Genomic DNA, 17674 nt, shown 5'->3' on the forward strand with positions numbered 1-17674 from the left:
GAGCGCGCCAGTCAGTCACCCGGTTCGCCGGGTCTGGACTTCAGACACGATCTGCAACGACACATCGCAGAGCGACCCGCACATGTTTATGGCGGACCGCCAGACAGCCCGCTTCAAATTCGTACAAATTTTGACAGTTTGGTTCCCTGGGCCCACAACCGGTCACTTCTGCAACCGTCTTCCCGACCATATCCCTTCGGTGACGAAGAGTACCCTTGTCGGTTTGTCGACCAAACCGCCCGTTCACGCATCGGGCCGGCTCAAACTAAAAGCGCGCCTGACAGGCTGCTTTCACACGTTGCCCCATCCCATGGGACATCCGCAGGTTCAGTAGATGTACCGGATCTGATCGGTCCAATAACGCTCCATCCGCTTCAGCGCGCCGGTGATTTCCTCGATTCCTTCGTGGGTCACAACACCGCGATTCACCAGACCTTCGGCATGACGGCTGAACAGCCCCTGCACCACATCGCGGATATCCCGGCCCTTTTGCGTCAGACGCACGCGCACCGACCGGCGGTCGATCTCACAGCGCTGATGGTGCATGTACCCCATCTCGACCAGCTTCTTGAGGTTGTAGCTGACGTTGCTGCCCTGATAATACCCACGGCTTTTCAATTCGCCTGCGGTCACCTCATTATCACCGATGTTGAACAGCAAAAGGGCCTGAACGGCGTTGATTTCCAACACGCCCACCCTTTCGAATTCGTCCTTGATCACATCCAGCAACAATCGGTGCAACCGTTCCACCAGCGCAAGCGATTCCAGATAGCCAGACATAAAGTCCTTGGCGGACTTCTGGCCAATAGGCAATTCCATACTCATGTTGTTTCTCTCCGACTCGAATTTCCGAGACCGAGAGTGCAGAAAAAACCCGAATAATCAGTTAAGCGAATTTTTCTCTATTTTTGAAAGGTTTGCGATATATCGCGGATCATGTTCGCGTATGGTTCCGGTGGAACGACCTGCCCGGTCACCCATTGGTACAGATCCTGATCGTTTTCGTGCAGCAGCGCGTCATACAAATCCAGCTCCGCCGCGGACATCAGCGGCAGCGTCCGCTCCGCAAACGCAGTGAGGATCAAGTCCATTTCCTTGATCCCCCGACGCATCGAGCGCATTGTCATGCGCTTGATACGATGTTCAGGTGTTTCGCTCATTGGGCGCCGCTCTCGACCAGCTTGCGCAGCTTCTTTTCCAGCAATGCCGCGCGTTCTGCCTGCTGACGCATGTTTTCACGCATGCTGCGCAATTCCCTCAGAACTTCGGAAAAATCCTGGGGTGCATCGGCTTCGGCCGGGACCAGCATGTCGTCGCCTTCGCCGGTCAACAGCCACCGCATCGAAACATTCAACAGCCCCGACAGCATCGACAACTTGTTGGCACGCGGTTCGGACAGGTCCTGCTCCCAACCAATAACCGTGGCCTTTTTGACGCCAAGACGCCGCGCCATCTGGGCCTGGGTCATATCCGCAGCTTCGCGTGCCGCTGCGACCCGGTCTCCGAATGTCGCCATATCGGGGCCATACCAGTCAATCACATCTTCGCTCATGTCTTCGGATCTCCTTGAGGGGGGCAATCGCGCTTGATCGCGCTTGGGCCGCACCCTATGACAGTCGGGCTGAACTTACAAACCCGAGGCCCGAAATGCCATTCCTGTCCGACACCCTGTCCCGCGTCAAACCGTCTCCCACGATTGCGATGACGACCAAAGCCCAGGAATTGCGCGCCCTTGGCCGCGATGTGATCGGGCTCAGCGCGGGAGAACCGGATTTCGACACGCCCCAGAACATCAAGGACGCCGCCGTCGCCGCCATCGCAGCGGGCAAGACCAAATACACGGCCCCCGACGGCATGCCCGAGCTGAAACAGGCGGTCTGTACCAAGATGAAGCGGGATCACGGGCTGACCTATGAACCGGCCCAGGTGTCCATCGGCACCGGCGGAAAACAGACGCTGTACAATGCCCTGATGGCCTCGGTGAACCCCGGAGACGAGGTTCTGATCCCTGCCCCCTATTGGGTCAGCTACCCGGACATGGTGCTGCTGGCCGGTGGCACACCAGTGGTGGTCGAAACCCGGATCGAACAGAGCTTCAAGCTGACAGCCGATCAGCTCGAGGCGGCAATCACCCCCAACACCAAATGGTTCATCTTCAACTCGCCCTCCAACCCCACCGGCGCGGGCTATTCCTGGGATGAACTCAAGGCCCTGACCGATGTGTTGATGCGTCACCCCCATGTCTGGGTGATGAGCGATGACATGTATGAACACCTGGCCTATGACGGGTTCGAATTCTGCACCCCGGCCCAGGTCGAACCCGGCCTCTATGACCGCACGTTGACCTGCAATGGCGTGTCCAAAGCCTATGCCATGACCGGCTGGCGCATCGGCTATGCCGCGGGGCCGGTCGCATTGATCGCTGCCATGCGCAAGGTCCAGTCGCAATCGACCTCGAACCCCTGTTCGATCAGCCAGTGGGCCGCGGTCGAGGCCCTGAACGGCACCCAGGACTTTCTGGCCCCCAATGCCGAGATCTTCAAACGCCGACGTGATTTGGTGGTCTCCATGTTGAACCAGATCGACGGTTTGACCTGCCCGACCCCGGAAGGCGCGTTTTATGTCTATCCGTCGATCGCCGGGCTGATCGGCAAGACCACCCCAACCGGAACGGTGATCGACAGCGACGAAACCTTTGCGCTGGCGTTGCTCCAAGAGGCTGATGTCGCGGTCGTCTTTGGCGCGGCCTTCGGGCTTTCCCCGAACTTCCGGGTCAGCTACGCTACGTCTGACGAGGCTCTGCAAAAGGCCTGTACGCGCATCCAAAATTTCTGCGCGTCGCTGACTTGAGAAGGGAACGACATGGGCGCCGAGCTGCCGGACTATTACTTTCGGGTACGTGAAAACGGCGCCTTTGTGTTCCGCGTCGATACCGAAAACCGGCAGCGGCGGATTGAAATGGATCAGATCGCCGTTGTGAATATCCGCAATGGCGACATCAAACCCCATGGTGATCGCAAGCTGTCAGACCAGGATCTTCACGAGATCAAAACCTGGATGACGGATCGCATGGCGCTGTTGGCTGACCGCGACATCGACGACATTCACCGTGCCGTAGATTATTTGAACCTGACCACCCACTGGGCCCAGACCAAGGCCCAGGACGCGCAGCTGGAACAGGTGACTGACGATTTGTTGCTGGCAATGCATGACCTGCGCACCGTGCTGGTGCGCAAAAAGGCCGACCGGCTGATCAAGGCTTCCAAGGCGAAATAACCCGGACGCACCACCATTCACCTCCCTGCCAGCGCGCCTGTGGCAGCGCGACCGCCGCCTTGTGGCGATGGTGCACCGCAGCCGTTCAAATGCGCCTGACTGCGCCGCGCCAGAACCGCCACATCAGCAAAACCGCGGCACAGCCCAGCCCCGTCACCAGACCGACCCAGACGCCAACGCCGCCATAGCCCAACACGAACCCAAAGACGTAAGAACATGGAATCCCCAGCCCCCAATAGCTGAGCGCTGCGATCAGCATGGGCGCGGCCGTGTCCTGAACGCCCCGCAACACGCCCAGCGCGATGGCCTGCAATCCGTCGACCATCTGGAACAAGGCTGCCATCACCAGCAACCCGACGCCAATGGCCAGGATCTGCGGCTTTTGCGGGTCGTCTTCGGCCAGAAACAGCGACATCAGCTGCTCGGGGATCAGCAGAAAGGCCGCGATGGCCACCAGCGACATGGCCAGCGACATGACTGTTGCCACCTTGGCACCACGGGCCAGATGCTCCGGGTCCTTGCGCCCCAAAGCATTGCCTGCCCGGATCGTTGACGCATTCGACAGCCCCAGATGCACCATGAATGTCAGCCCGGCCAATGACACTGCGATCCCATGCGCCGCCAGCGGCGCGGTGCCCAGCCATCCCATCATCATGGCCGAAGCCGCAAACAGGCTGGTTTCGCTCAGATTGGTCAACCCGATTGGCAACCCCAGCCGCAGCACTCTGGAAAACACCTCGGGGTCGGGCCGCCAGAAATTTTTCAGCAGCTCATGTTCCGGCAGCACCCACAACGCATAGGCCAGCACTGCGATCAGTGACACCAGCTGAGTGACCACCGACGCGATGGCCGCCCCGGCCAACCCCATTTCCGGCGCACCCCAGTTGCCAAAGATCAGCATATAGTTGACTACCGCATTCACCGCTGCGGCCAACAGGGTAATCCACAGCACGATCTGGGTGCGTTCCAATGCGGCCAGATAGGACTTCAACGCCATCACCAGCAACGCCGGAAACAGCCCCCAGCCCGCAATGCGCAGGTATTGCGCGGCCAGTACCGCGGTTTGCTCTTTCTGCCCCAGGGCCAGCAGGACAGGTTCCGACCACCACAACAGCGGCATCGCCAGCACGGAATATATCAGCGACAGCCACAGCCCCATGCGCGTGGTCCGGCGGATCTGTTGGTCCTCGCCCGCACCGGCAGCGGCCGCCACCAGCGGCATCACCGCAAAGGCAAACCCCGATCCCAGCAGAAACAGGGAAAAGAAATAGCTGCCCGCCAACGTGATGGCGGCCAGCGCCTCGGCCCCGTACCACCCCAACATGATGGTATCGGTTAATCCGATGGCAAATTGGGCCACATGGCCACCCACCAACGGCAACCCCAGAATGGTAATTGCCCGGGCGTGACCGGAAAAAGTCATGGATGAAATAGGCTGCGACAAATTGTTCATATGCCAGCCATAGGAGCCCCCGCGCGCCGGGGCAAGAGGCGACATCGCCTGTGCGTCGACCGGTTTCATGTTAGGTTGACTTCAACAAGGGAGATTTCCATGACCGACAGCTTTGCCGCGCTGATCCCCGATGCCCGTTGTTTCCTGAACGACTTGAGCCAGACCAACACCCGCGCATGGTTCACGACGCACAAGGCCCGGTATGACGGCACCCTGAAACGCCCCGCGATCCTGTTGCTGGATCACCTGTCTGCCCAATTGGCGCGCAAGACCGCTCTGCCAATTCGAACCAAATTGTTCCGCCCCCATCGCGACGTGCGATTTTCCAAGGACAAGACCCCCTATACCACCCATCTGCACATGCTATGGCAGATCGGATCGGCCGGATTGTTTTTTGGAATTGCGCCAGAATATGTCCGGCTGGGCGGCGGGGTCATGGCAATGGACAAGGACCAGCTGACACGCTGGCGCGACGCGATGGCCAATGACCGCAAGGGGGCGGGCTTCCGACAGCTGTGTGCCCCGCTCTCAGATCAGGGCTTTTCCGTCGACCATCCCGAACTCAAACGCGTCCCCGCGCCTTTCCCCAAAGATCACCCACGCGAAAATCTGCTCAGGCGCAAATCCATGACCTTCTGGCGCGACATGCCCGCTCAGGAGTGGCCCCTGCCCAGCGCTGCGCTGGACAGGGGCTTTGATCAGCTGTTGCCAATGGTGGAGCGGCTCAACCTGCTCATCTGAGCAGGCGTGTCCTCAGGCTTTGCGCGTGCTGGGATGCAGCGCAGTGCCCAGAATATGGTCGGCCCGATGGATGACGTGGTGGGCCTGCCCCACGATCAACGGATCAGGCGCACAGGCGATTTTGTGATCCTTGTCGGGATATTCCAACGCTGACAGGAAATGGCGCATACAGTTCAGACGGGCGCGCTTCTTGTCGTTGGATTTGATCACCGTCCAGGGTGCATCGGCGGTGTCCGTATAAAAGAACATCGCTTCCTTGGCTTCGGTGTAATCATCCCATTTGTCGAGACTGGCCTTGTCGATTGGCGACAGCTTCCATTGTTTCAACGGGTCGGTTTCGCGGCTTTTGAAACGGCGCAGCTGTTCCTCGCGTGTCACCGAGAACCAGTATTTGAAAAGCTGCACTCCAGAGCGCACCAGCATCCGCTCCAGATCCGGGGTCTGACGCATGAATTCCAGATATTCACCCGGTTCGCAGAACCCCATGACCCGTTCGACGCCTGCCCGGTTGTACCAGGACCGGTCATACAGCACGATTTCGCCACTGGTGGGCAGATGGTCAATATAGCGCTGGAAATACCACTGGCCGCGCTCTTCGTCCGTGGGTTTGTTCAGCGCCACGACGCGGGCATGACGCGGGTTCAGGTGCTCGGTAAACCGTTTGATGGTCCCCCCCTTGCCGGCTGCATCCCGCCCTTCGAACAGCATCACGAATTTCTGTCCGGTTTCCAGTGCCCAATGCTGAACCTTGAGCAGTTCGGCCTGCAGTTCCGCCTTCTCGGCCTCATAGACGCGACGGGCCATTTTGCGGCTATAGGGGTATTCCCCGGTCTCGAACGCCTGGCGAATTTGATCTGCGCGCCCTGTCACGGCAGGGGCATCCGGCTGCGTTTCGCTCACCCCGTCACCCGGTTGTTCCAAGGTCTCTGTTGCCCCATTTTCCAGAGCTTGGGCAAGGTTGGCAGTCGCATTCGTCATATTAATCTCCTGAATATCACTGTTTGGCACCCGTCTAGCAGGCGGCCCGAAATGGCGCGCTGATCTGTGTCAAACAAATTGCCAAAACCGGCATATGTTTTACCTTGTGGGTGGTCTGTGCCCCCCGTGGTGACGTCACGAAACCGACACCGCAGATTGATCCCGACAGTCACACCGCGCATCGTGGGGCCATGACATCGACATCCCAATTCCGCGACCTGAACGGCCAGAGGTTTCACTGCTATCACTGGGGCGATCCGGCCAACCCGCCGCTGTTGATGCTGCACGGGTTTCCCGAATACGGCGGTGCATGGTCCGACCTGGCTCCTCTGCTGGCCGGACATTTTTACTGCATCGCACCGGATCAGCGCGGATTTGGGCGCAGCTGGTCACCCGCTGGTATCCCCCGATATGCCGCCTCGGAACTGGTTGGGGATATGACCGCGCTGATCCGGCAACTGGACAGGCCGGTGACCGTCTTTGGCCACGATTGGGGGGCGGCAATTGCCTATGGGCTGGCGATGTTCCATCCGGACCTGACAGAGCGGTTGATCATTGCCAACGGGGTGCATCCGGTTCCGTTCCAGCGGGCGCTGGCAGCAGGTGGGGCCCAATCGGCGGCGTCGCAATATATCGACTTCCTGCGCCAACCCGGATCCGAAGACATTCTGGCCGCCGACGGGTTTGCCAAGCTTCTGGACCTGTTTTCGGCCAATATGGATTTGTCCTGGCTCACCGGCGCGCGGCTCGCCAATTACCGACAGGCCTGGGGCGACGCCACTCAGTTGAATCGCATGATCAACTGGTATCGGGCCTCGCCACTGCGGGTCGCAAAACCCGGAGAACCGCTGACCGACCTGCCGGACTTTCCGGTGGATCGCCTGCAAGTGCGCTGTCCACATCTGTTGCTATGGGGCGACGCAGACACCGCGCTGCGCCCTGAAACCACTCAGGGGCTGGAGGCGTTTGCCGCCGACCTGACACGGGTCACCATTCCCGGTGCAGATCACTGGTTGCTGCATCAGAAGCCGGAACAGGTGGCCCAGGCGGTGCTGACGTGGGTGAACACCTGACCCACACCAGCGCCCCCGCGCTCCGACGCTGCCCCGTGCGTCAATTGCATTGATCATACCGATAGTCGCCAAATTCGAGCCAATGGTCACCGCCATCCTGAAAGATCAGAAACTCGGACCTGTCCTGCCCCAGCAACGCAACCACAAACCCCTGTGGCGGTTGGGCATTTCCAAAATAGCTATAGGCCGTCATGGCTTTGGTTGTTTCCCCGTTGACGGTGACCCGAGCATCCCAATCGTCCACCGGGTTCGCGAGGATCAGATATTCGATCTGACGCTTTACGCCGCCGCCACCGCAATACACCACACCTTCGGGGGCTTCGTAGGCAACAGTCTCCTGCGGGCTGTCATCACAGGCCGAGCGCAGCGATTTGATCGCAGCCCCAGATCCGTTCAGGTCAAACAGCCCATAAGACATCTCTGTTTCCTGCCCGGATAGATTGACGGACATATGCGCCGCCATCTGATCCATCACGAACGCCTGGTCTGCCTTGTCCCACAGAACGATATCCACCACATTGCCGTCACCCACCCGTAGATCGGCATTGTCCTGCCCAACCTGAAAGGCCGCGATTTCAACGGCACCAGCCGTCAGGAACCGCAGGGACAGACCCTGTTTGGCGGCGATGTCCTGAGTGGTCTTGTCGCCCGCAGGCGCAAAGCGGATGCGGTCACAGCCCAACTCCAGGGTCGACTGGCCGGCCTGAACAAACGCCATGGGACTGGGTCCGGCGCTGAACCTCCAATCCGCAAATACAGGAGATGAGAATGCCACGGTCAGCGCAACGCTGGTCAGAATACAGGTTTTCATGAGAATGCTCCGAACGAGATCAAATGGTTATTGGCGCGGGCCCCAGCCCCTTGGGTCAGACAACAGCGGGCCCATAGTCGTTGGCTCCCTCCTGTGATGGACGGGACAGCCACCAGATCATCAAGATCGAAAGACCGAGTTGCAGTGCGAAGACAAGCCCCACGCCGATCACCACCAACATGCCTGCTGGCCCCGTCAAGGCGTCAGGCGCGTCGGCATATGGCCCAAACCCCGAAAGAACGACCAGGCCGCTGAACAGAAGGATCACCATCATGATACCCAACCCTGTCGGCAACAACAGATACCAACCGGGCCGCCCCGTGTCCTGCAGGCGACGCCATCCCGCGGCAAGCATCGGGAAAGCAACACCAAGCTGAAAAACCGGAGCCATGACCCGTCTCCCCTCCTTGGTTTCGGGATCCACGCCAAACACCGCAGCGTCAAGCCCGGCCAAAACCGTGCTGATTACCAGCACGAACAGGACAAACCACCAATATTCAGACCGCACCGCCCGTCCTGAAAAGACGAAATACTTGCGAAAACAGATCCTGGTTGCATCAAAAACAGTCATTCCGAAATCCCCTCTGACAAAGCGGGATATGACCCGCCCACTCCCAAATCGCACCACCCACAGTATTGGTGCCACCGGACATCACCGGCCCCCTGCATCAGATCCTAACTGTGGCCCCAATCGTCAGGATCCTCGGATTTGTTTGGAGACAGCCCCAGCACATCACCGGCCGTCGAACACCCCAACCCCAGAACCGTCCGGTTGGCATAACAGAAATAGGCGGTTACCTGGTTGATTTCCAGAATCTCGCCATCCCCCCACCCGGCATCACGCAGGGCAATCACATCGGCCTGCTCCATATCTTCCGGCGTGCGCGCCAATTTGGCGGCATAGACCATCGCCGCCTGTTCGCGTGCATCCAGCGGAGCCTGGGACGGGGTGTTGTGGCGGATTGCCGCCAGAATGGCCTGCCCGCGTGCCTCATCCCCCAGCAGCCTTTGCAGGCCTGCAAAATGATGACGCACGCAATAGTCACAGCCGTTGCGCTCCGACACCCAGACACCCAAGGTCTCCAGAAACCATTTCGGGATCGTATTGCCGGCGTGGTGCAGCACGTTCTTGTACAACACCATATGGCCTTCCATCGAATGCGGTCGCAGGGAATGCGCCATCATGATGTTGTCGACATTGTTGTCAGGGCCGGTGACCCGGGCATACAGCTTCTTCAGCTTGCCCGTGGCCTGTTCAAAGGGGATGGTTCTGATCCAGCTCATGCGTGGCTCCCTGTTGGTTTGGGGGCCAGCCTAATCGACGTGCCCCGTCTGGCAACAGGAATGCCACGTCATTTGGCGCTCAGCGCGCGGCCAGATCCGCCACGGCCGCCAAAGCAGCTTCCACATCCGCAGCCCGGGTGCGGTGATTGGTGATCGCCGCCCGCAGCATGACCACGCCGTCCACCCGCGTCGTGGAAAAGACCGCTTCGCCGGTTTCCTGCAGGGTCTGGGCGATATCCGCGTTCAAGGCCGATTGGGCCGCCGCCTCCAGATCCGCACGCGCGGTGAACACACAGACATTGGACACAACCTGTGCCCCCATCGCCATCTGCGGTGCCGCCGTGACCCGGTCGGCCATATAGGCCGCCATCCGGCAATTGTCGGTAATGGCCGCCGCAAAGGCCGCCTCGCCATGCATTTCCAGCGCGGTCCAGACCTTGATCGCCCGATTGCCCCGCGACAGGTCGATGCCATAGTCGCAATACCACGGGTCGCCTCCGGCCAATCCCCGATCCGCCCCCTCCAGATAGGCCGGCCGCGCCGCAAAGGCGGCCCGCTGGTCAGCGACGTTGCGGATCAGCGCAATGGCACAGTCATACCCGACATACATCCACTTGTGAAAATCCAACGCAATACTGTCGGCCCGTCCCAACCCATCCGTCAGGCTGTACCAGGGGTCCTCGGCAATCCGGGTCCAGGCCCCAAAAGCGCCGTCCACATGCAGCCACAGGTCCTGTTCCGATGCCAGATCCGCCAACATGTTCAGATCGTCAAACAGCCCCAGATCCACCGACCCGGCCGTGCCCACCATCAGGAAGGGAACCGCACCGGCGGCGCGATCCTCGGCCACCATCTGCGCCAGCACAGCTCCGTCCATTTGGCCGTCGATCAAAGGCACCAACCGCAGGTTGTCCGCGCCAATTCCCAGCAACTCCATTGCCTTGCGGGTTGCGTTATGCACCCCCTGCCCGGCATAGGCCGTCAGGCGCGTGCCCTGTTGCCCGGTCTTGCGTACCTCGGCCATGGCCCGCACCCGCGCCGCCTGAAATGCAATCACCGTGGCTTGCGAAGTCCCGGCCGTCAGGACACCGCCCGCCTGCTCGGGCATTCCCATCTTCGTCCGGGTCCAGTCGACAACCGCCCGCTCCATATAGACCGCCCCATGATCGCGCCCCCCGACATTTGCGTTGATCGCCGCCCCCGCCATGCCCGCAATCAGATCCGATGCCAATCCGCTGCCCTGGACCCAGCCCCAGAACCGTGGATGTATATTGCCGCCATGATAGGGCAGCACATCGCGGGTGATCCGATCCACGACATCGCCGCCTTCGCCCCGAATGGCATATCCCTGCTGCACGGACTCGGGCACTGGTTTCCACGGACGATCCCGCACCTGCTCCAACTGATCCAAAGACGCCTCCAGCATCCGATGCGCCTGCCTGCGAAACGCCTGCCAGTCTTTGGGGTCCATACCGTCCTGATCCACGCGCCTGTCCTCTGCCTGTGCCTATGGTCCCGCTGATCTAACGTGACAGCCGCGGGGATGCACCCCGGTTCGCAGCACCTCGCAGATTTTGCAGGCCTGTTTTCAAAATTTGAAATATCGCGACCATGGCCCCGCTCCCCCGCGCGCTCCCCTGGCGCGCACCCCTGGCAGGACGCGCAAACCGCTCCTGCATTCATCTTGCCAAAAAAACTCCGGAGCGCGAGGCAGAGCCTCGCAAATGCCGACGCCGCCCGGGGCGCAGCCGCTCTGGGTCCGCAGGTTATCCACAACACCTCGCGTCCCCCTTCCCCCCACCCACGACACCTGCCATAATGCAGCTCAAACAAGATCCAACGATGAGCAGCCCGCAATGCCCGAAGATCTCCTGTCCGGAGCCTCCCCCGACACCTATGACGCCTCCTCGATCGAAGTCCTGGAAGGCCTTGAACCGGTGCGCCAGCGCCCGGGCATGTATATCGGCGGTACCGATGAACGGGCCTTGCATCACTTGGTTGCAGAGATCCTCGACAATTCGATGGACGAAGCGGTCGCGGGCCACGCCAACCGGATCGAAGTCGAGCTGCACGCAGATTACGCGGTCACCGTGCGGGACAACGGACGTGGCATCCCGATCGACCCGCACCCAAAGTTCCCCGACAAATCCGCGCTCGAAGTGATCCTGTGTACCCTGCACGCGGGCGGCAAATTCTCGGGCAAGGCCTATCAGACCTCGGGCGGTCTGCATGGGGTCGGCTCGTCGGTGGTGAATGCGCTCTCTGATTCCCTTGTTGTCCAGGTGGCCAAGAACAAGGAACTGTTTGAACAGCGTTTTTCCCGCGGTGTCCCGCTGGGTGGCGTCGAAAAAATCGGTGCGGCCCCCAATCGGCGCGGCACCACCGTGACCTTCCATGCCGACGAACAGATCTTTGGCTCGCACCGGTTCAAACCCAAACGCCTGATGTCCCTGGTCCGGTCCAAGGCCTATCTCTATTCCGGCGTTGAAATCCGTTGGAAATCCCACATCGACGACGGCGAAACCCCGACCGAGGCGACGTTCCATTTCCCCGGCGGGCTCAAGGATTACCTCAGCGAGGTGCTGGGCAAGGCATCGACCTATGCCGTCGTCCCCTTCTCGGGCAAGGTCGAATTTCGCGAAAAATTCGGCGAAGCGGGCTATGTGGAATGGGCGATCAACTGGACGCCCGCGCGCGACGGGTTCATCCAATCCTATTGCAACACCGTCCCCACCCCCGAAGGCGGCACCCATGTCGCCGGCTTCTGGAACGCGATTCTCAAAGGGATCAAAGCCTACGGCGAATTGGTCAACAACAAGAAGGCCGCCCAGATCACCCGCGACGACATGTTGACGGGGGGCTGTGCGCTGGTCAGCTGTTTCATTGCCGACCCGGCATTCGTGGGCCAGACCAAGGACCGCCTGTCGACCGAGGCCGCCAACAAGATGGTGGAAAATTCGGTGCGCGACCATTTCGACAACTGGCTGGCGTCTGATACCAAATCCGCCGGTGCGATCCTTGATTTTCTGGTGCTGCGCGCCGAAGAACGTCTGCGCCGCCGTCAGGAAAAAGAGACCCAGCGCAAATCCGCCACCAAACGTCTGCGCCTGCCCGGCAAGCTGACCGATTGCACCTCCAAGGACCGCGCCGGCACCGAATTGTTCATCGTCGAGGGCGACAGCGCGGGCGGGTCGGGCAAGGGCGCGCGCAACCGGGTCAATCAGGCGCTGCTGCCGCTCAAGGGCAAGATCCTGAACGTGTTGGGCGCGGCCAGTTCGAAACTGACCACCAACGCCGAAATCAACGACCTGTGCGAGGCCTTGGGCGTTGGTCTGGGCACCAAATTCAAGCTCGACGATCTGCGTTATGACAAGATCATCATCATGACCGATGCGGATGTGGACGGCGCACATATCGCGTCGCTGTTGATGACGTTTTTCTTTACCCAGATGCGCCCGCTGATCGACGGCGGCCACCTGTATCTGGCCTGCCCGCCGCTGTTCCGCCTGACCCAGGGCGCGAAACGGGTGTATTGCCTGGACGAGGCCGAACGCGACGAATGGATGGAAAAGGGTCTGGGCGGCAAGGGCAAGATCGACGTCTCGCGCTTCAAAGGTCTGGGTGAGATGGACGCCAAGGACCTGAAAGAAACCACCATGGACCCCAAAACCCGGAAATTGATCCGGGTCACGATTGACGAGGACGAACCGGGTGAAACCGGTGATCTGGTCGAACGTCTGATGGGCAAAAAACCCGAACTGCGGTTCCAGTATATTCAGGAAAACGCGCGGTTTGTGGAGGAGTTGGATGTTTGAGGTCTAACAATGAAGTTCATTAAATTTATTTTTGCTATTATCATTTTATCGCCTGCATTATTGCTGGTGATATTTTCAGGCTATTATTCCGTCAGTATCGCATCCGCAGTTATTGAAGGCGCAAAAACCCTCGAACCTAAAGTTTACGTACCTTTGACTGTTACCGTAGTTTCGGCAGGCGTCGGCCTCTTTACGACCCTGCTAACTCAGTACAGAGCACGCAAACGCGAAATTGAAGCGGCCTTTAGGGAACGAAAAATTTCAATCTATTTGGAGTTCTTAGAAACTTTTGAGCACTTACTACTTGCAGCTAAACCCGAGCTGAAAACGCCCGAGGTCGATCAGAATGACTTAGTAGTAGCTCTAGTCAAGGTCCGCACGAAGGCTGTTTTATGGGGGTCAACTGGTGTCTTAAGAGCCTTAAACGACTTCTCCAAAGTAGGAGAAGGAGATCCAAAGAAAATGTTGCGCGTTGTCGAAAGCATTCAAAGAGAGATGAGAAAAGATCTGGGGCTTTCAAACTTTGGTCTTGAGCAAGACTTCTTCACTAAACTAATTCTGTCAGATGCTAGTGAGCTCGAAAAAATCTAACTCTAGCAGGCAGTAGCGAAGCATTCCAATTCAATGTCGATTATTTCAGCCACTTAAAAAGCTATACCAAACATAACAAAGTCCCGCGCCTGACCTTGGGGAGGTGCGAATGCGCCTTCCCGGGGGGAAGGTCAGGCGCGGGACGTGCTGCTGCGCGCCACGTCCCAGGTGGAATACTGCCAACGCCGCTATTTGATTTGCACGGTCGGGTGCGAAGGGCTCCGCCCGTCCACACTTCAAACCGTCCCCCGGACGGTTTGCCGCCTCGCGGACCAGTGTGAACTCCCGGGGGGAAGGTCAGGCGCGGGCCGGGCCACTGCGTGTCCCGTCCCAAGTGGTGCAGGGTGATAGCCATTCGCCCTCATCCAATCGGGCGGCGCCCAATCTACCCTCTCCGCAAGGCCCCTGTTTCAACGCAGGCAACGCACGCCTCGTTAGCGCTTTGCTGACCTCTGGCGCGCATGATCATCCGCGTTGCAACACCGGTCGGGACTGGCACCCCGGCCATTCATGGATACCGGGGTCTGCCTGATCGGCGGGGCCTCCCGGATTTCGAAATCACGGGATGGGCTGACACCCCATCATTCATCCAAACCGGCGGCGCCGCCTTTTTTGCCTCCCCCCGCTCCCAAACATCCCCCCGGCAGCCCATGGCTGAGACCGGGGCGCACCGTATGGCCGAAAAACCGCATACCCAAATTATTGTGAGCCCGGTTGCACATGCGCGCGCAATGCCGGAACATCCGGCACATGACATTCATTGCCAATAACCAACTGCCGCTGCTGTTGATGTTTTTCATCACCGGGCTGATCGGCACCGCATTTCTGTTTCGCAAACCCGCGGGGCACAAATCGTGGAAGCTCGCCGATCTGGTCTGGGTCGTGCTGGGCGGCTTTGGCGCGTTGGTGGCGGTGTTGGCGGGGCTCTACAAGGCGGACAGCTCGCGGCTGGATCGCCAGATCGACGTGGCCTATGCCGCCACGGCCGCCTTTGACCGCGACGCCGCCCGGTTCCGGTTGCGGTTTTGCGATCCGGCGTATGACGCGGATATCGCGGTGCTGTGTGACAAGGTCGAATTCCTGTCGGCCTCGACCGCCAAGAATTCCGAACTGCCGCTGTTCATCGCCGTGACCGACGAAGTGGCCCCGTTGCAGGGGCTGACCTTTTTCCTGGGGGGCGGGCATAGCGACATGGACGACATGGAGACCATGGTCGCCGCCTTTGACCCTGATCAGTTCCTGGTTTTTACCACCCTGGATGCCCCCACACAGGTCGCCGTCGACAACCTGCGTCGCAAGGTGCCTGCCATTGCCGGCGATTATATCATTCTGGCGCGCTCCTATGACGAACTGGTGATGCAGGTGGCCAAGCTCAAGGACGAATGGGAATACCTGCAGGACAACGCCCATATCCTGCTGTTGCAGATCATTGCCCTGTGTCTGGTCAGCTTTGCCGCACCGTTTCGATTGGGAAAATCCATTGTCGAATTGCGCTGATCCCGCCAGTCGCCTCCAGACATTGCCAGCCGGCACAGCCGCGGCACCCCGTCCCAAAGGTGATTTTGCCACGCCCTGAGCGCGATGGGGATAAATCCTTGAACATGGGTGGGGTTTTCTGCGACGTTGCAGGCAATCGCCAGACACATATGGGACCACAGCAGCAAATCGCGACACCAACGGCCAGCGGCGACAGGTGCGACAAGGGATGGGACACAGATGACACCACAGGATCTGCAAATCTTTCTGCAAGAGAATTTTGCCGCGTGGGTACAGGCGCTGGATCTCACCGTGACGCAGGCCACCCCCGAGGGTGTCACCCTGTCGATGCCGATCACCGACAGTCTTGCCCGGGTGGGGGGCATTGTCTCGGGACAGGCGCTGGCCGCGCTGGCGGACACATCCATGGTTCTGGCCGCCATTGCCCATACCGGCGAAGCACGCCCCATCGCCACCACCGATCTGCACACGCAATTCCTGCGCCCCGGTGTCGGATCTGCAATCGCGTGTCACGCCGAAGTGGTGCGGGCCGGGCGGGCCCTGATTTTCACCCGCGCCAGCATGAACAGCGCCGACAGTGGCAAACCGGTGGCCACCGCCACCGCCACGTTCTACGTTCCCTGAACGCGAGAGGCAGGATTGATGCGTGATTTTGACCAGATCTTTGCCATTTCGGCAGACCGCCACGGCGGGCCAGAGAGTCTGGAAGCCAAGCTGACACGCCCCCGCCCTGTCCAAGAGCTGGCCCAGTTGCCCGAGGCGCATTGGCTGGCGACACTGACCAAATGCGTGTTTCAGGCCGGGTTCAACTGGAAGGTCATCGAACACAAATGGGCCGGGTTCGAAGCCGCGTTTGACGGCTTTGACGTCGGGCGGTGCGCCTTTATGGATGACGAGAAATTCGACGCCCTGATCACGGACACGCGCATTGTGCGCAATGGCCCAAAGATTGCCACCGTGCGCGACAACGCCGCCTTGCTGCTCGAGTTGCGCGCCGAGGGCGGGGTCAGCGAGACCCTGGGTGGCTGGCCATCCGAGGATTACATTGGTCTGTTGGACATGCTCAAGACACGCGGGTCACGTCTGGGCGGCATGACCGGGCAATACGCCATGCGATTTGCCGGCCGCGATGCGTTTATCCTGTCACGGGACGTCACCGCACGATTGATTGCCGAAGGTGTTGTGGACAAGCAACCGACGTCGAAAACGGCGATGAAGGCCGCGCAGAGCGCATTCAACACCTGGTGCGACCAAAGCGGGCGATCGCTGAGCGAAGTCAGTCGTGTACTGGCAATGAGCGTATGACTAACATATCCGTGTCTTTCATGTTCGACCTGGTCGCAGCCTGGCCAAAGGGTGCAGGGAGGCGCGCATGTTGATCCACCGGTCGCTGATCCTGTCGCTGGTCGTGTTTCTGGTCGTGTCTTGCGGTCGCCCGCTGACCGACAGCGAACGCGATTTTGTGACCAAGCTGCATGGCAGCGCGCTGGACATGGACCGGGTGCGTCTGGTCAAAGGCGCGCCTGTGGGCAGCGTCACCTTTCGGCGCAAACCCCGCCCACGGGTGACCTGTCGCGAGCGCATTCTTCCACCCAGCAAGGACGAGGTGGTCACCACCTCTCCCGCTGCCGTGGCGTTGTTCAACCGGATCCTGTTTGCCAAACACTGGTATACCGAAAACTATCTGCCTGCCTATCCGGACCGATTGTACCTGGTCGAAGCCATGTTGCTGGCCCATGAGATGACCCATGTCTGGCAATGGCAAAACAGAAAACAGACCGGATATCACCCGCTGCGCGCCGCCGCCGAGCACAGCGCCAGCGACGATCCCTATCTGTTCGAATTTTCCGGTGCCCCGGATTTCCTGAGCTATGGCTACGAACAGCAAGGGGCCATTGTCGAAGAATACGTCTGTTGTCGCGCCTTGGCCCCCACGGCCCCACGCACCCAGCGCCTGCACGACATGCTGCAAGGGGCCTTTCCGGTCTCAGATCTGCCCCAAAGCCGGGAAAACGATGTCTATCTTCCGTGGAAAGACGCCGAGGTCGACGGCATCTGCGACTGATCCCTGTTGCCTGTTGTCTGCCTGTTGCCCGGTGTCAGCATCTGCACCTGCCAACACGCGCTCCCGCCCGCCTGAGGGGCATCTTGCGAT

19 protein-coding genes are annotated in these 17674 nt (G+C 59.9%); 10 read left to right on the forward strand and 9 right to left on the reverse strand.

Annotated features, from left to right (window positions below):
• Positions 1-327 precede the first annotated feature (327 nt).
• The 3 genes from K3727_15700 to K3727_15710 all read right to left on the reverse strand — a co-directional run bounded on the left by K3727_15700 (position 328) and on the right by K3727_15710 (position 1552).
• Positions 328-825, reverse strand: a complete 498-nt coding sequence (locus K3727_15700) for a winged helix DNA-binding protein (protein UWQ90225.1) — start codon at positions 823-825, stop codon at positions 328-330.
• Between the two features lie 77 nt (positions 826-902).
• Positions 903-1160: a succinate dehydrogenase assembly factor 2 gene (locus K3727_15705; GenBank protein UWQ90226.1), complete on the reverse strand. Its 258-nt coding sequence runs from the start codon at positions 1158-1160 to the stop codon at positions 903-905.
• A complete protein-coding gene (locus tag K3727_15710) occupies positions 1157-1552 on the reverse strand; it encodes a helix-turn-helix domain-containing protein (GenBank protein ID UWQ90227.1) in 396 nt (131 codons plus the stop codon). Before K3727_15710 ends, K3727_15705 begins: the two co-directional genes overlap by 4 nt.
• A 95-nt stretch (positions 1553-1647) precedes the next feature.
• Between K3727_15710 and K3727_15715 the strand changes: the two genes are divergently transcribed.
• Both K3727_15715 and K3727_15720 read left to right on the forward strand, forming a co-directional pair.
• A complete protein-coding gene (locus K3727_15715; protein ID UWQ90228.1) occupies positions 1648-2850 on the forward strand; it encodes a pyridoxal phosphate-dependent aminotransferase in 1203 nt (400 codons plus the stop codon).
• A gap of 12 nt (positions 2851-2862) precedes the next feature.
• A complete protein-coding gene (locus K3727_15720; protein ID UWQ90229.1) occupies positions 2863-3276 on the forward strand; it encodes a hypothetical protein in 414 nt (137 codons plus the stop codon).
• An 85-nt stretch (positions 3277-3361) separates the two neighbouring features.
• Here the strand turns inward: K3727_15720 and K3727_15725 are convergent, their stop codons facing one another.
• On the reverse strand, positions 3362-4729 hold the full coding sequence (locus K3727_15725) for an MATE family efflux transporter (protein ID UWQ93406.1): 1368 nt from the start codon (positions 4727-4729) through the stop codon (positions 3362-3364).
• A 99-nt stretch (positions 4730-4828) separates the two neighbouring features.
• Here K3727_15725 and K3727_15730 point away from each other — a divergent pair, with 99 nt between their 5' ends.
• A complete protein-coding gene (locus K3727_15730) occupies positions 4829-5470 on the forward strand; it encodes a DUF2461 domain-containing protein (GenBank protein ID UWQ90230.1) in 642 nt (213 codons plus the stop codon).
• 12 nt (positions 5471-5482) lie between these two features.
• Here the strand turns inward: K3727_15730 and ppk2 are convergent, their stop codons facing one another.
• A complete protein-coding gene (gene ppk2 / locus K3727_15735; protein UWQ90231.1) occupies positions 5483-6448 on the reverse strand; it encodes a polyphosphate kinase 2 in 966 nt (321 codons plus the stop codon).
• 191 nt (positions 6449-6639) lie between these two features.
• Between ppk2 and K3727_15740 the strand changes: the two genes are divergently transcribed.
• A complete protein-coding gene (locus K3727_15740; GenBank protein ID UWQ90232.1) occupies positions 6640-7521 on the forward strand; it encodes an alpha/beta hydrolase in 882 nt (293 codons plus the stop codon).
• A 40-nt stretch (positions 7522-7561) separates the two neighbouring features.
• Here K3727_15740 and K3727_15745 read toward each other — a convergent pair whose 3' ends face one another.
• The 4 genes from K3727_15745 to K3727_15760 form a co-directional block, all read right to left on the reverse strand.
• The gene (locus K3727_15745; GenBank protein ID UWQ90233.1) at positions 7562-8332 is read right to left on the reverse strand and encodes a hypothetical protein; all 771 of its coding nucleotides are present in this window, start codon (positions 8330-8332) and stop codon (positions 7562-7564) included.
• A gap of 55 nt (positions 8333-8387) precedes the next feature.
• On the reverse strand, positions 8388-8903 hold the full coding sequence (locus K3727_15750; protein ID UWQ90234.1) for a DUF805 domain-containing protein: 516 nt from the start codon (positions 8901-8903) through the stop codon (positions 8388-8390).
• Positions 8904-9007: 104 nt separating this feature from the next.
• A complete protein-coding gene (locus K3727_15755; GenBank protein UWQ90235.1) occupies positions 9008-9616 on the reverse strand; it encodes a peroxidase-related enzyme in 609 nt (202 codons plus the stop codon).
• A gap of 79 nt (positions 9617-9695) precedes the next feature.
• Positions 9696-11102 carry an amino acid decarboxylase gene (locus tag K3727_15760; GenBank protein ID UWQ90236.1) on the reverse strand — a complete coding sequence of 469 codons (1407 nt, stop codon included), beginning with the start codon at positions 11100-11102 and terminating at the stop codon, positions 9696-9698.
• A gap of 370 nt (positions 11103-11472) precedes the next feature.
• On the opposite strand from K3727_15760, the gene parE reads away from it, so the two are divergent.
• From parE to K3727_15790, 6 genes are all read left to right on the forward strand, one after another.
• Positions 11473-13431, forward strand: a complete 1959-nt coding sequence (parE, locus tag K3727_15765) for a DNA topoisomerase IV subunit B (protein UWQ90237.1) — start codon at positions 11473-11475, stop codon at positions 13429-13431.
• A gap of 9 nt (positions 13432-13440) precedes the next feature.
• Positions 13441-14022: a hypothetical protein gene (locus K3727_15770; GenBank protein UWQ90238.1), complete on the forward strand. Its 582-nt coding sequence runs from the start codon at positions 13441-13443 to the stop codon at positions 14020-14022.
• Positions 14023-14772: 750 nt separating this feature from the next.
• A complete protein-coding gene (locus K3727_15775) occupies positions 14773-15519 on the forward strand; it encodes a hypothetical protein (protein ID UWQ90239.1) in 747 nt (248 codons plus the stop codon).
• 219 nt (positions 15520-15738) lie between these two features.
• Entirely contained in the window at positions 15739-16143 is a 405-nt protein-coding gene (locus K3727_15780) for a PaaI family thioesterase (protein ID UWQ90240.1), read from the forward strand.
• An 18-nt stretch (positions 16144-16161) separates the two neighbouring features.
• Positions 16162-16824 carry a DNA-3-methyladenine glycosylase I gene (locus tag K3727_15785; GenBank protein UWQ90241.1) on the forward strand — a complete coding sequence of 221 codons (663 nt, stop codon included), beginning with the start codon at positions 16162-16164 and terminating at the stop codon, positions 16822-16824.
• 67 nt (positions 16825-16891) lie between these two features.
• Complete coding sequence (locus tag K3727_15790) at positions 16892-17584, forward strand: hypothetical protein (protein UWQ90242.1); 693 nt, start codon at positions 16892-16894, stop codon at positions 17582-17584.
• The last annotated feature ends 90 nt before the right edge of the window (positions 17585-17674 follow it).

This window comes from Rhodobacteraceae bacterium M382 (assembly GCA_025141015.1).
GTDB classification, from domain to species: domain Bacteria; phylum Pseudomonadota; class Alphaproteobacteria; order Rhodobacterales; family Rhodobacteraceae; genus Aliisedimentitalea; species Aliisedimentitalea scapharcae.